General features: G+C 54.6%; 11 protein-coding genes. 2 read left to right on the top strand and 9 right to left on the bottom strand.

Features of this window, described 5'->3' with window-relative positions:
• Positions 1-251: 251 nt before the first annotated feature.
• Together AB1598_09530 and AB1598_09525 are read right to left on the bottom strand one after the other, a co-directional pair.
• Positions 252-1,694, bottom strand: a complete 1,443-nt coding sequence (locus AB1598_09530) for an amino acid permease (protein ID MEW6145245.1) — start codon at positions 1,692-1,694, stop codon at positions 252-254.
• Positions 1,695-1,727: 33 nt separating this feature from the next.
• Positions 1,728-3,851: a sodium-translocating pyrophosphatase gene (locus AB1598_09525; protein ID MEW6145244.1), complete on the bottom strand. Its 2,124-nt coding sequence runs from the start codon at positions 3,849-3,851 to the stop codon at positions 1,728-1,730.
• Positions 3,852-4,310: 459 nt separating this feature from the next.
• Here AB1598_09525 and AB1598_09520 point away from each other — a divergent pair, with 459 nt between their 5' ends.
• Both AB1598_09520 and AB1598_09515 read left to right on the top strand, forming a co-directional pair.
• Positions 4,311-6,140 carry a carbon starvation protein A gene (locus tag AB1598_09520; GenBank protein ID MEW6145243.1) on the top strand — a complete coding sequence of 610 codons (1,830 nt, stop codon included), beginning with the start codon at positions 4,311-4,313 and terminating at the stop codon, positions 6,138-6,140.
• On the top strand, positions 6,100-6,540 hold the full coding sequence (locus AB1598_09515) for a hypothetical protein (GenBank protein MEW6145242.1): 441 nt from the start codon (positions 6,100-6,102) through the stop codon (positions 6,538-6,540). Before AB1598_09520 ends, AB1598_09515 begins: the two co-directional genes overlap by 41 nt.
• Here the strand turns inward: AB1598_09515 and secF are convergent.
• The 7 genes from secF to AB1598_09480 form a co-directional block, all read right to left on the bottom strand.
• Complete coding sequence (gene secF / locus AB1598_09510) at positions 6,537-7,454, bottom strand: protein translocase subunit SecF (protein MEW6145241.1); 918 nt, start codon at positions 7,452-7,454, stop codon at positions 6,537-6,539. The two genes, AB1598_09515 and secF, sit on opposite strands and share 4 nt — an antisense overlap.
• A 26-nt stretch (positions 7,455-7,480) precedes the next feature.
• Positions 7,481-9,079, bottom strand: a complete 1,599-nt coding sequence (gene secD, locus AB1598_09505; GenBank protein MEW6145240.1) for a protein translocase subunit SecD — start codon at positions 9,077-9,079, stop codon at positions 7,481-7,483.
• A complete protein-coding gene (gene yajC / locus AB1598_09500; GenBank protein ID MEW6145239.1) occupies positions 9,076-9,465 on the bottom strand; it encodes a preprotein translocase subunit YajC in 390 nt (129 codons plus the stop codon). The genes secD and yajC overlap by 4 nt, the downstream gene beginning before the upstream one ends.
• Positions 9,465-10,574: a tRNA guanosine(34) transglycosylase Tgt gene (tgt, locus tag AB1598_09495; GenBank protein MEW6145238.1), complete on the bottom strand. Its 1,110-nt coding sequence runs from the start codon at positions 10,572-10,574 to the stop codon at positions 9,465-9,467. Before tgt ends, yajC begins: the two co-directional genes overlap by 1 nt.
• Before the next feature lie 50 nt (positions 10,575-10,624).
• Entirely contained in the window at positions 10,625-11,425 is an 801-nt protein-coding gene (gene dapB / locus AB1598_09490) for a 4-hydroxy-tetrahydrodipicolinate reductase (GenBank protein MEW6145237.1), read from the bottom strand.
• Between the two features lie 3 nt (positions 11,426-11,428).
• Positions 11,429-11,908 (bottom strand): hypothetical protein, encoded by a 480-nt coding sequence (locus AB1598_09485; protein MEW6145236.1) that lies wholly within the window; start codon positions 11,906-11,908, stop codon positions 11,429-11,431.
• A gap of 79 nt (positions 11,909-11,987) precedes the next feature.
• On the bottom strand, positions 11,988-13,289 hold the full coding sequence (locus AB1598_09480; protein MEW6145235.1) for a hypothetical protein: 1,302 nt from the start codon (positions 13,287-13,289) through the stop codon (positions 11,988-11,990).
• Positions 13,290-13,433: the final 144 nt, after the last annotated feature.

The following is a 13,433-nucleotide window of genomic DNA, read 5'->3' as shown; positions in this document are numbered from 1 at the left end:
CCTGGCTAAAATATCTTATTACGGCTAAAATCTATCAATTCCCCCCCAGACCTACGGGAGTTATACCCGTTCAACCCTTCGACAGGCTCAGGGCGAACGGGTATGGTTGAGCAGAGTCGGTGAATAGGACCGTATGCCCGCGGGTGCTCACCCGCCGCCGGATTCTGTGAATGTCGGGAAATACAAACCCCCTTCATTACACGTTATCCAGAAAAATTCCAGCCCTGAGTTATTTAACATTTACAGAAATGTCAGACTTGAGCCCGCTTACGGGAGTACAGGAAATAGATCAGTAGACCGATCGCCATCCAGATAATGAGCCTCAGCCACGTATCCATGGGAAGGGCCGCCATCTGAAGGAAGCTCACGGCCGCGCCAAGCGCCGGGATAACGGGAAAGAAAGGCACCTTGAACGGCCTCGGCAGTTCAGGATCGGCATACCGTAGGACGAGCACCCCTGTGCAGACTATAACAAAGGCGAACAGCGTTCCTATCGAGACGAGCTCTCCTAAAACACTCAGGGGAAATATCCCCGCGAAAAATGAAGCGGCTATGCCCGTAAGTACCGTCGTGAACACCGGCGTCCTGAATATAGGATGTATCGCGGCAAAGCGTCCCGGCAGCATCCTGTCCCTCGCCATTGAATAGAATATTCTCGTCTGTCCGAATAGGAGAACGAGGATCACGGATGTGAGACCCGCGATCGCGCCTATTTTGATCAAAGGACGGAGCCAGTAGAGCTTTTCGCCCATCATGTTGACCGCAACCGCAATCGGGTCAGGCACGTTCAGGTTCGTGTACTTCACGACGCCTGTCAGAACCAGCGATACCAGTATATATAAAACCGTCGCGACAATGAGAGACCCGAGTATGCCGATGGGAATGCTTCGCTGGGGGTTGCGCGTCTCCTGCGCCGCCGTCGAAACGGCGTCGAAGCCGATGTACGCGAAGAAAATAACGCCCGCCCCTCTCAACACCCCGCTCCAGCCGAAATGACCGAACGCTCCGTCGTTGGGCGGTATGAAGGGCTGCCAGTTCTCACGGTTTATATAAAAAAAACCTATGCCGATAAACACAAGGAGTACGGTGAGCTTGATTATTACGATTATACTGTTGGCCGCGGCTGATTCCCTTATGCCTATAATGAGGAGCGTCATCATTGCTAGCACTATGATGATCGCAGGCAGATTGATTACGGCGCCGGTGAGGGCCCATCCGGCGCGAGGGTCATGCGCCAGCGGCGCTTTCGACAGAATCTCGGGAATCATTATGCCGAAGTCGTTGAGGAAGCTGACAACATATCCCGACCAGCCTACGGATACGGTCGAGCTGGCGAAGAGGTATTCGAGGACCAGGTCCCATCCGATCACCCACGCAATAAACTGCCCAAGCGTTGCATACGCATAGGTATATGCGCTTCCGGAGACGGGGATCATCGAGGCCATTTCGGCGTAGCACAAGCCCGCCAGTACGCAGCCGAATCCCGAAAGAACGAACGAGATCGATATCGCGGGCCCTGCGTACTGCGCCGCAGCCTGGCCCGTTACGACAAAGATGCCGGCGCCGATTATGATCCCGATGCCGAGGCTCACCAGATCGAGCGGACCGAGCACACGTCTGAGACCGTGGTGCTCGTCGTCCGCTTCAAGGGTTATCTGGCTTATATTTTTTCGTTTCAGGAGCTGCTTCAGCATCGAGGGAGCCTCCTGAATAATACTCTCTAAAAATTAGATAAACAACGGAGCAAGCACGAGCGTAATCGTCGAGAGAAGCTTAATGAGCACGTGGATTGACGGGCCCGCCGTGTCCTTGAACGGATCGCCGACCGTGTCTCCGACTACCGTAGCTTTATGCGTCTCCGATTTCTTGCCGCCGTAATTCCCGAGCTCGACGAATTTCTTCGCGTTGTCCCACGCGCCGCCGCCGTTATTCATGAGCGTCGCGAGCAGGATGCCGCCTATGGTCCCGACCATAAGGAACGCGGCCACCGTCTCCGCGCCGAGACCGAACTGCTTGAATATGAGCCCTACGGCTATAGGCATGCAGACCGCGAGGAGGCCGGGAGGTATCATCTCTTTAAGTGCGCCCTTCGTAACGATATCGACGCACCTTGCGTAGTTAGGCTTGGAAGTGCCCTGGAGGATGCCGGGGTTTTCCTTGAACTGGGCGCGCACGTCGCTAATGACGTAATAAGCCGCTCTCGCGACCGCCCTGATCGCAAGCGCGCTGAACAGGAAGACGAGCATCGCGCCCAAAAGACCGCCCACGAAGACCTGCACCTGCGCGATGTCGACCGTATCGAAGAGCTTACCCGTAAGGTGAGTCACTTCGTCCATGTATGCGGAGAAGAGAAGGAAAGCCGCAAGCGCAGCCGAGCCGATCGCGTATCCCTTCGTCAGGGCTTTGGTAGTATTTCCGACGGCATCGAGCCTGTCAGTCTTGTTCCTTATCTCTTCAGGCTGCTTGCTCATCTCTACTATGCCGCCCGCGTTGTCGGTGATAGGCCCGAACGTGTCCATCGCCAGTATGTATGCCGCCGTGCCGAGCATACCCATGGTGGCGATCGCCGTACCGTAGAGACCCGCGGCGTTCCGGGATATGTCGGTGAATTCCTGGAGCCCGTAAATCCCGCAGTAATACGCGCTTACAAGCGCGGCCGAAATCGCGAGCACGGGGAGGGCGGTACACTCGAGGCCCACCGCGAGACCGGCTATGATGTTCGTCGCCGGACCCGTCTGGGACGCTTCGGCTATGAATTTCACCGGACGGTACCTGTATTCGGTGTAGTACTGCGTGATGTAAACGAAAGCGATACTGGTCGCGATACCGATCACGCCCGCGAGGAAGAGCCAGAGGTTGTTGTTGAGGAGGAGATACGTCGCCAGGAAGAATCCCGCGGCCGCAAGCAGGCATGTGATGTAGTATCCCCGGTTGAGCGCCCCCATGGGGTCTTCGTTATCGTTCTTCAGCCTGACCATGCCTATGCCGACCATGCTCGCTATGAGCCCGAACGCGCGGGCCACGAGCGGGAAGAGTATCCCCTTTATCCCGAAGTGGGGGAAGAGAGCGACTCCCAGAATCATAGCGCCTATATTCTCAGCAGCGGTCGACTCGAAGAGGTCGGCTCCGCGGCCTGCGCAGTCGCCGACGTTGTCGCCGACCAGGTCCGCAATAACGGCGGGGTTCCGGGGGTCGTCTTCGGGTATACCGGCCTCGACCTTACCCACGAGGTCCGCTCCCACGTCGGCAGCCTTGGTGTAAATACCGCCGCCGAGCTGAGCGAACAGCGCGACGAAGCTCGCTCCGAATCCGTAACCGACTATGAGGTATGGGACCCTCTTCAGCTCTTCGGCATCCGCGCTGTATCCGCCGTAGAGCACGAAGAGAATACCCACGCCGAGGAGGCTCATTGCGACGATCGTTATGCCCGATACGGCGCCGCCCCTGAAAGAGATCCTGAGCGCCCGGTCGAGGCTCGACCTCACGGCGCTCGCGGTACGGATGTTCGTCCTTATCGATATCCACATGCCTATATATCCTGCAAGAGCCGAGCAGCCCGCTCCGAAAAGGAACGCTACGGTAGTACGCCAGGCTGTGTCCTTATCGCCTGCCAGGAACCAGTAAACGAGGAACATCAGGGCAGCGAGTGCGAGACTCATCATGATGATCGTCGAGTACTGTCTCTTGAGGAACGCCTCCGCCCCTTCCTTGATCGCGTTGCTTATCTCCTGCATCGCGGATGTGCCCATATCGGAATCGAGCACGTACTTCGCAAGGTAACCCGCGAACGCCAGAGAAAGCACGCTTATGGCCAAAACAAGCAAAATTAATGTGTGGCTGCTTATCTCCATATCAAAATCTCCTTTGTTTTATTGATAACATTTTATAATTTTCAGATCATTTTCTGCTGGAGCGGGAGAGAAAACCGGGGGTTTTTCCAGCCATGCCGGAACTGCCTGAATTTAAAAATAAAAATGGGCGGGACACAGATTCCCGGCAGGTACTCATACCGATGTTTCCGTACCTCAATCGAAGCAATTTATAACCTCATTCCTCCCAAAGATGCGGAAAACATATCAGAATGCGCAATAAAGTCAAGGAAAATGCGGGGAAGCCGTTAAATAGATACCCGCGGGCCATGATCAGGCAGATATTTTGAGTTTATAATTGATTTGCTGTATCTTGTTACCCTGCCGCTCGCTTTTTAACAAGCAACGGCAGCTCACCGGCATGAAAAAACTCGTCGCACGGCAACATTCAGCTATGATAATAGCATATGACTATTTCAGTAGAGATATGAGGTCGACACTATGACCATTCATGCCATGCCTTTAGTCGTGGGAGCGCTCTGCGTCATGGTTATCTTCTACAGATACTATCACGGGTTCATCGCCGCGAAGGTAGCAGTGCTCGACGATTCGAGAAAAACCCCAGCTTACACCATGTATGACGGCCAGAACTATTTCCCGACGAACAAATGGGTCCTCTTCGGACATCACTTCGCCGCTATCACGGGAGCGGGGCCGCTCATAGGACCCGTCCTCGCCGCCCAGTTCGGCGTGCTCCCTGGGTATCTCTGGATTCTCATAGGCGTGGTGCTGGCGGGGGCCGTGCACGATTTCATTATATTTGTCGCCTCGGTAAGGCACGGCGGGAAGTCCCTCGCGGAGATAGCGAAAACGGAGATAAGCCCTCTTTCCGGGATCATCGCCTCGATCGCCGTGCTGTTCATACTCGTAGTCGCGCTGGCGGGACTCGGGCTCGCAGTGGTGAACGCGCTCGCCGAGAGCTCGTGGGGGGTGTTCACGATCGGGTGCACCGTCCCTATCGCGTTCTTCATGGGCCTCTACATGTACAGGTTCAGGAAAGGGAGGATAGTCGAGGCCACAGCCATCGGTGTCGTTCTCCTGATACTGGCCGTTTATTTTGGTAAGGACATTGCCCACTCCTCCCTCGCGCCTTACTTCACGCTACCCAAGACCAAGATCACGTTATTCATACTCATCTACGGCTTCGTCGCGTCGATACTGCCCGTATGGCTGCTTCTGTGTCCGAGGGATTACCTGAGCTCGTTCATGAAGATAGGGACAATCGTGTTCCTCGCCGCGGGGATAATAATAGTCAACCCCGAGCTAAAGATGCCCGCAGTGACGGAGTTTATAAAGGGCGGCGGGCCGATAATACCGGGTGCATTGTTCCCGTTCACATTTATCACTATCGCCTGCGGCGCTATATCGGGGTTCCACGCGCTGGTCGCCTCAGGCACCTCGCCGAAGATGGTCTCGAAGGAATCGGACATAAAGACGATCGGGTTCGTCGCGATGCTCATAGAGGGTTTCATAGCGATCCTGGCCCTCATCGCCGCAACCGCCCTTTTCCCGGGCGATTACTTCGCCATAAACGTCCCCGGGCCCCTGTTCGAAACGCTCGGGCTCAGCACGGTCAACCTCGACCACCTCTCGGCTCAAGTCGGGGAGACACTCAACGGAAGGACTGGAGGGGCGGTTTCGTTAGCCGTCGGCATGGCGCAGATATTCACAGCGCTTCCGGGAATGAGCCACCTGATGGACTACTGGTACCATTTCGCGATAATGTTCGAGGCGCTGTTCATACTGACGACTATCGACACGGGAACGAGGGTGGCGAGGTTCATGATACAGGAATTCGGCGGGAGGTTTTACAAGCCCTTCGAGAGGGTCGACCACCTGCCGTCGGCCGTCATATCGAGCGCGCTTATTTCCGCCGCGTGGGGGTATTTCGTGCTCACGGGGAGCATAAGCACCATCTGGCCCATGTTCGGGACGGCCAACCAGCTCCTTGCCGGTATAGCGCTCTGCGTGGGGACGACGTTCATCATCAAGCTCGGAAGGGCGAAATACATGTGGGTAACGCTCGTGCCGATGGCCTTCGTAATGGCGACTACTCTCACCGCCGCGTGGCTCAACATCACGAAAAATTTCCTGCCCCTCACGAGGAAAGAAGGCTCCGCCGTCCAGGGGTACGTGAATATCATATTCACGGCCGTCATGATGATATGCGCGGTAATAATAATCATTGATTCGATAAGGTTATGGACCAAGGCGCTTCCCGCAGAGAAGAATGAGGCGCCGGTCTCCAAAAAGGAGGCGGCTCACGATTAGCGAATCGACCGTTATCATAGTGAGGGAGAGCGATACGGGGAGCGGATGCGTCTGCTGCTCAGGCGGGATGGGGGAGCATGCCAAAAAGGAACCCTCATACCGCGAGATAAGGGAATCGGCGGGGGAATGCGGGAGGCTGCACAGGGAGATTCGGGAGAGGTACGGGGAAGACGAAGTCGAGATAATACAGATAGAGCCTAAAGACTATGTATACGTAATGCCAAGGGTGATTAAAGACATACTGAAGCACCGAGTGCCGTTTGTTCCCTCAATCAGGACGTTATTTCTCTGGTATCCTGTGCCCGCCGTCATCGTGAACGGGAAAGTTGTCGGAAAGGGTAAAGTGCCCGCCGCCGAAGAGCTTTATACGGAGATCGAAAAGAGCGCAGGCGATTCCTAAACGGTCATCCCCTTTTTCTTTCTCCAGAAGATGACTATCGCGCTCGCCACGAAGACCGAGGAGAAAGTTCCCACCAGAACTCCTACGATCAGTGCGAAAGCGAAGTCGTGTATAACCGACCCTCCCAAAAAGAAAAGGGCTAACAGAACGATGAAAACAGTCGAACTCGTCAGGATCGTCCTCGAGAGGGTCTGGTTAACGGAATCGTTCACTATCTCATCGAACGTAGCCCTGCCGCCCTTTTTCATATTCTCCCTTATCCTGTCGAATATGATTATCGTATCGTTCACCGAATAACCGATTATGGTCAGGAGCGCGGCGATGATCGTCAGCGTGAATTCCTTGTCCGTGACGGAAATCGCCCCGAGTGTGATGACCGTATCGTGCACGAGCGCGATCACCGCACCAAGGGCGAAAGCGAATTCGAACCTCAGCATGACGTAGATGAGTATCCCCACGCATCCGAGAAGGATCGAGATTATCGCTTTTTCGATCAGCTCGGCGCCGACTTTGGGCCCTATATAATCCACCCTTAGGATCGAGCCGCCCTTGAAATCGTCATTTCCGCTCATAATGCCTTCGAGTTTTTTCTGGAAAGACTGTATCTGGTCAAATTTAACCAGGTCGGCTGAAAACCTGATCAAATACTCGTTATCCCCCTGAAGCCCTATACGCTGCACCTCCTGAGGCGGGTAGCCCGCTTTATCGAGCGTGCTTTTTATCTGTTCGGTACCTACGTCCTTCGCAAGCTTTATCTGAATTTCCGATCCGCCCGTGAACTCCACGCCCCAGTTGGGACCTTTATGGTATATGAGCGAGCCTATTGAAATGAGAATCAGCACGATCGACAATAGAACCGCCTTGCCCATCTTGCCAACGAAATCTATATGAGTGCCAGGTTTAATTAAATCCAAGTTGCGATATCCTCCCGAGTCGTCCTTCAGATGCTTAATACAGGGACTTTCCTGTCCTGATAAATCAAATTGGTTATAACGCGTGCGACGATAACGTTGCTGAATACGGTCGATATGATACCGATCGAGACAGTCGCTGCGAAACCCTTTATCGGGCCCGTCCCGAACCAGAAGAGAATGAGGGCCGTTATGAGCGTAGTTATGTTCGCGTCGAGAACCGTCCAGAGAGACCTTGCGTAACCCGCGTCTATTGCGGCGACCGGAGATTTCCCCAGCCTCAGCTCCTCTTTGATCCTCTCCAGAATAATAATGTTGCCGTCGACCGCCATGCCCATCGTGAGGACGAGTCCCGCTATACCAGGAAGAGTCAGCGTTATGCCGAACGCGGAGAGGAATCCCAGGATAAAGAGCATGTTCAGCGCAAGGGCGAGGTCGGCGACCACACCCTGCAGCCTGTAAAAGAAGATCATGAAAATTATGACGAGCACGCCGCCCACAGCCATAGAGAGCATGCCGCTCTCGATAGAATCCTTACCCAGAGACGGGCCGACCGTCCGTTCCTGTTCGACGGTAACAGGTACGGGAAGGGCGCCCGAACGCAGCACGAGCGCAAGGTCCTTCGCCTCTTCCGTCGTAAATGTACCCGTGATCCTGCCCTGGGACGTTATTCTTTCCTGAATAGTAGGCGCCGATTTAATAGTGCCGTCGAGCACAATGGCGAGCCTCTGCCCGATATTCTTTTCCGTAAGCGCTCCGAATTTGCTCGCACCCTCGCCTTTAAAGCTGAAACCCACGGCGGGCCTGCCGTATTCGTCGAATATAAGCCTGGCGTCCGAGAGAGACTCGCCGGTAACAGGCGAATCAGAGGTCGCTATAAAAAATTTCTCGTTCTCGGTGCCCGTATCCCCCGGGACGAGCATCAGGCCCTGGGATTTGAGCTCATCGGGCGATTTGACGCCGTACTTCGCCATGAGGACGTCCTGGTCAGCCCCCGTGTCCCTGACAATCTTGAACTCGAGCACCGCCGAGCGTTTGATAATATCGATTATCCTCTGCCTGTCCTTTTCGGACGCACCCGGCACCTGAATCAAAATCCTGTCGGCTCCGGCTTTCTGTATCGACGGCTCGACGAGACCGAGCTCCTGAACGCGGTTCTCTATTACCTGCTTTACCTGATCGATGGCCCTGACCTGGATGTCGTCCAGGTATGAGCCCTTGAGAGCGAAGCTGAGAGACAGGTCGGATTCATTAATATCGGCCCTGTCGCTGAAGTTCTCCTCGGCGACCTTCAGCCCTTTGTCGAGGTCTTCTTTTGTGAAGAATTGCAGTGTGAGGTTATCGCCTTTAATTTCAGAACCTTTAATGAGTATTTTTTCACTCTTCAATTCCTGGGTCATAAAATCGTCGATCCCGTTAAGCTCATGATCTACCGCCTTCTCCGTATCGACGCCGATCAAGAGGAATATGCCGCCCCGGAGGTCGAGGCCGAGCCTGATACCCCTGTCTGGAAAAACCTTTCCCCACCAGCCCGGAAGAGCGTCGCCCGCGACCGTAGGGATAAGGAGAAGCGCCGAAAGCAGGGCAAAGACGAGAATCGTGATAATCCATCCTCTGGAAGCTCTCATTTCTTGGACTTATCCTCCTTATCCTTTGGCTCTTCCTTCCCCTGGCCCTCGAGTCCTGCGATACCTGAGCGTGCGATACGTATATTCACGCCCTTCGATATCTCGAGCGTCACTATGTCGTCTTCCGAAATGTTCATTATCCTGCCGTAGATGCCGCCCGCCGTGATGACGTTGTCCCCGCGCTTCAAGCTCTTGAGCATCTCTTCCTTCTTCTTGCTCTGCTTCTGCTGCGGCCGGAGAATCAGAAAATAAAAGAGAACGAATATAAGGACGAAGGGCAGGAAAGCGAGCGGAGAACTTCCGGCTCCGCCTTCGCCTCCGGGGGCCTGGCAGCCTCCCATAGCCAGGAAGGCTATGGATATTACCGCTATCAGATTTTTATACACTATTCAGTACCTCCAATGGATTTTACCCGATTCAACAGGGCAGGGTATTCGCCGCGGGCTATGCTCTTTCTGATATCGCTCATCAATTTTCCGTAGTAACTGAGGTTATGAAGTGTGAGAAGCCGCAGTACCAGTATTTCCTTCGACACGTAGAGGTGTCTCAGATAAGCCCTCGAAAAATTCCTGCACGTATAGCACCCGCAATTACCGTCGATCGGACCTTCATCCTCCGCATACCGGGCATTTTTTATAACCAGTTTTCCGTTACTTGTAAAGAGAGTGCCGTTCCGCGCGTTGCGCGTGGGAATGACGCAGTCGAAGAGATCGACACCCATGGAAACGGCTACGGTTATATCTCCGGGCTTGCCGAGGCCCATAAGGTAACGCGGTTTTTCAGCGGGCAGGTGCGCCAGGGTCGATTCCGCGATTTCATAGGTTTCGGCGGAATCCTCGCCTATCCCGAGCCCCCCGAGGGAGTAACCGTCGAACCCTATTTCCGTAAGCCCCTCCGCAGATTCGCGCCTGAGCTCCGGGTAGACACCCCCCTGAACTATGCCGAAAAGGCCGTTATCATGTCTTTTTTTCGCGTCCTTGCAGAGCCTCGCCCAGCGGGAGGTCAGTCCGACCGATTTTTTCATGTACTCGCGCGTCGAGGGAAATGGCGGGCATTCGTCGAGACACATCATTATATCGACACCGAGAGACTCCTGTATCCCGATGCATTTTTCAGGCGTGAGCACGTGCCGGCTGCCGTCGAGATGGGACTGGAATACTATGCCCTCTTCCTTAATTTTCCGGGTTTTGGACAGGCTCAGGACCTGAAAACCGCCGCTGTCGCTCGTGATCGGGCGGGGCCACGACATAAACCTGTGGAGCCCTCCCAATTTTTCTATCGTCCCGACTCCGGGGCGGAGGTAGAGGTGGTAGGCATTCACTATGACCATTCCGAAGCCGAGCGACTCGACCTCATCAGGGCCGAGCGCCTTCACCGCAGCCTGCGTCGCTACCGGCATGAATGCGGGCGTGTCGACAGTACCGTGGACCGTGTGTATTCTTCCGAGCCTTGCGCCTGTTACGCCGTCTTTCTTCAGGATTTCGAATCTGAACATATCGGGGCCGCCGACTTCGGGTCACTCCGTGGGAGTTAATCGGAAAACGATCAGAGCGCGAGCACGTCCTTCATCGTATAGATTCCCGGCGGTTTGCCGTATATCCATTTAACGGCCCGGATGGCTCCCTTTGCGAAATTATCTCGGCTCAAAGCCCTGTGAGCGAGCTCGATCCTCTCCCCCTCGCCCAGGAACATGACGGTATGCTCTCCGACCACGTCGCCGCCCCTCAAGGACTGTATGCCTATCTCGTGCCGCTTCCGTTCGCCTATCCTCCCGTGCCTCTCGAACCTGGCGACTTTATGGAAGTCCCTGCCCAGGCCCTCGGAAGCCGCCTGTCCGATCATAAGCGCCGTCCCGCTCGGGGAGTCGACTTTATGCCTGTGGTGGGCCTCGACGATCTCTACGTCGTACTCGTCCCCGAGCGCGCGCGCGAGCATCCTCGTCGCTTCTATCATCACGTTTACGCCGATGCTCATATTGGACGACAGCACGCATGGAAAGCCGCGGCAGAGCTCCTTGAGCTCGGCATCCTCTTTTTCAGTGAACCCTGTTGTCCCTATCACCATTGATTTGCCCTCGCCCAAAGCATAAGACGCGTTCCGAAGCGTCGATTTCGGCGACGAGAAATCCACTATGACATCCGCATCGAGAGAGGACCGGGCTATATCGCTCGTTATAGGCACCCCTATCTCCCCCGCGCCTGCTATTATTCCGGCGTCTATGCCGAGCGACGGGTGCCTTTCGGCTTCCCCCGCCCCGACTATCTTTACGCCTTCGTCCCTCGACAGGCAGTAAATTATCCTCTGCCCCATCCTCCCGGCGGCGCCCGCTACGGATACCTTTATCATGGTCTACTGATTCACCTTCAGTTCCTGCTCTCTCTCAACACAGTTCTCGATACACATCCCTGAGGTAACTTTCCATTTGTCGTCGAAAATTCCCAGGTCGTACTGGCTTTTCTGACTGAGCTCCATGACGCTCCCCGTCTTGGGAGACTTGAGTTTTTGTTTCAGCTCCACCACGACTATCGCCGTCCTGTCGTATATCTGCGTCCCCAGTATGTGAAAATCGAGAATTGAAATCTGACTTACCTTGAAATAGTTCTTCATCTGTATCACGTAACCGTCCTCGTCCGTGAAAGGAGCGTAGACGTATTTGAACGCCCTCTTGAAATCCTCTTTCTGCCAGGCCTTGAGCAGCTCTTCGACGACCTCCGTCGGGGAAGGGTCGAGCGCCTTCCTCTCGGGGATTTCGGGCTCGGGCCTCCGCGCGCAGGAAATAAATACTGTCAGCATCGCCGCGGTGATCACCGCGAAACATACATTTCTCATAGGCGTATCTAAAACACTCCCAGCCACCAAGCAATTAGAATAAGTAGTCGGAGTGGATATATCAAGAAATTTAACACATTCAGATAGCATACCCCCCGGTTCCACCCTGCCTCTCCTTCCGGCCCCTCAAACGGGAAATGACCGGATTATCGCCAATCAGGCCGCGGAATATATATGCCGCGAACAGCATCAGCAGGGCGAGCTTGAGTGCAAACGCAAGGAGAAAAAGATCGTAATACAGATCACCGTAAGCGCGGAAATAATAGAGTATAGGGAACTGGAGGTAAGTCAGGAGGTCGAGGAGTATAATTCCCGCGACGAACAGCCTGCCGCGGGCCGTCAGTATCAGCAGTGGACCGACCCACAGGATCCACTGCGGGGAGTTTATTTTGGCGAATACGATAAACACGAGAATTGAGAGCAGGGACCATCTGACCACCTTGTCCACGGAATCGACCCCGCTCGTCACGCACACGGGGACCATGGAGAACTGAAGCGCGAGCGCCGCTCCCGCGAAATAGACGTTGTCGATGCCGAGACCGAAGCAGCGGTCGAGAAAAAGGGATACGAGGTAGAGGAAGGAAGGCTGATCGAAGCCGCGGGAGAGATGCGTTATATAAGGGGCGAAAAGAGCCCGGGCGCCGCCCGAGAAGAGAGTAGGGAGAATCAAGGCAAAACAGGTTGCAAGGAACACGAGCATCATCCGCCAGCTTATTTTTCTTCTTCGAGTGTAGTAGTAGGCGAGAAACACGGGCATAAGCAGGACGAGGTACCACTTCGTGAGGAACCCGATCGCTATAACGAACGCCGAAAGCCCGAACCTGTTCTTCGAAAGCAGATATATGGCAAGGAGTCCCAGGAACGCGGGAATAATATCGAACCTGTTGTGTGTAAAAAATATCCCCGCGGGAAGGAGCATGAGGAAGGCGAGATATTTCCTGTCCGGCCTTAATTCGTAGATTATAAGAATCGAAAAAAAAAGGAACGGCACCATAAGGAGCGAAAAGACCAGGGCATAGCGCATGAAAAGCTTATTCCTCAAATAAGGAGAGGAGTGTATATTGGGGTTTGTCGGGAAACCGCTCTCTACGAAGGTCTCGAGCTCGCCGATCATGCGCGTGTCGAGAGGGCCCGGAAAGCCTATTATTACATAAGGCAGCGCGAAGAAGTAGGTAGCGACCTGAGGGTATTCGCTCGGCACATCGACATAAGGAATCCCGGAATACGGGTACCAGGAGCCCCTCACCGCGTAAACTATTTTGTCACAGTAATCATTTATAAAACCGATGTCCTTGCGGAAATTCCGCTTGAACCCGAGGCTCAGCGAGACCGAGGCTATGACGAGCAAAGTCAGGAGTACTATCGATTTCCGCTTGGTCATATAGAGCAGTTTATGCGGTAATGCCGGCTTCAGGCAATGCCGGGCGGAGAAAAGAGCGCGCGTCGATGACAAAGAGGCAGGGGCAGCTCCCTCCGCCCGATGTCTACGGATTCTAACACCCAGGGCGCGGGGCCTCAAATGGCC

It is taken from the genome of Thermodesulfobacteriota bacterium, assembly GCA_040754335.1.
Lineage (GTDB): Bacteria > Desulfobacterota_D > UBA1144 > Nemesobacterales > UBA2774 > 2-12-FULL-53-21.
Note: the sequence above shows the minus strand (reverse complement) of the source record. Positions and strands in the feature narration are given on the sequence as shown.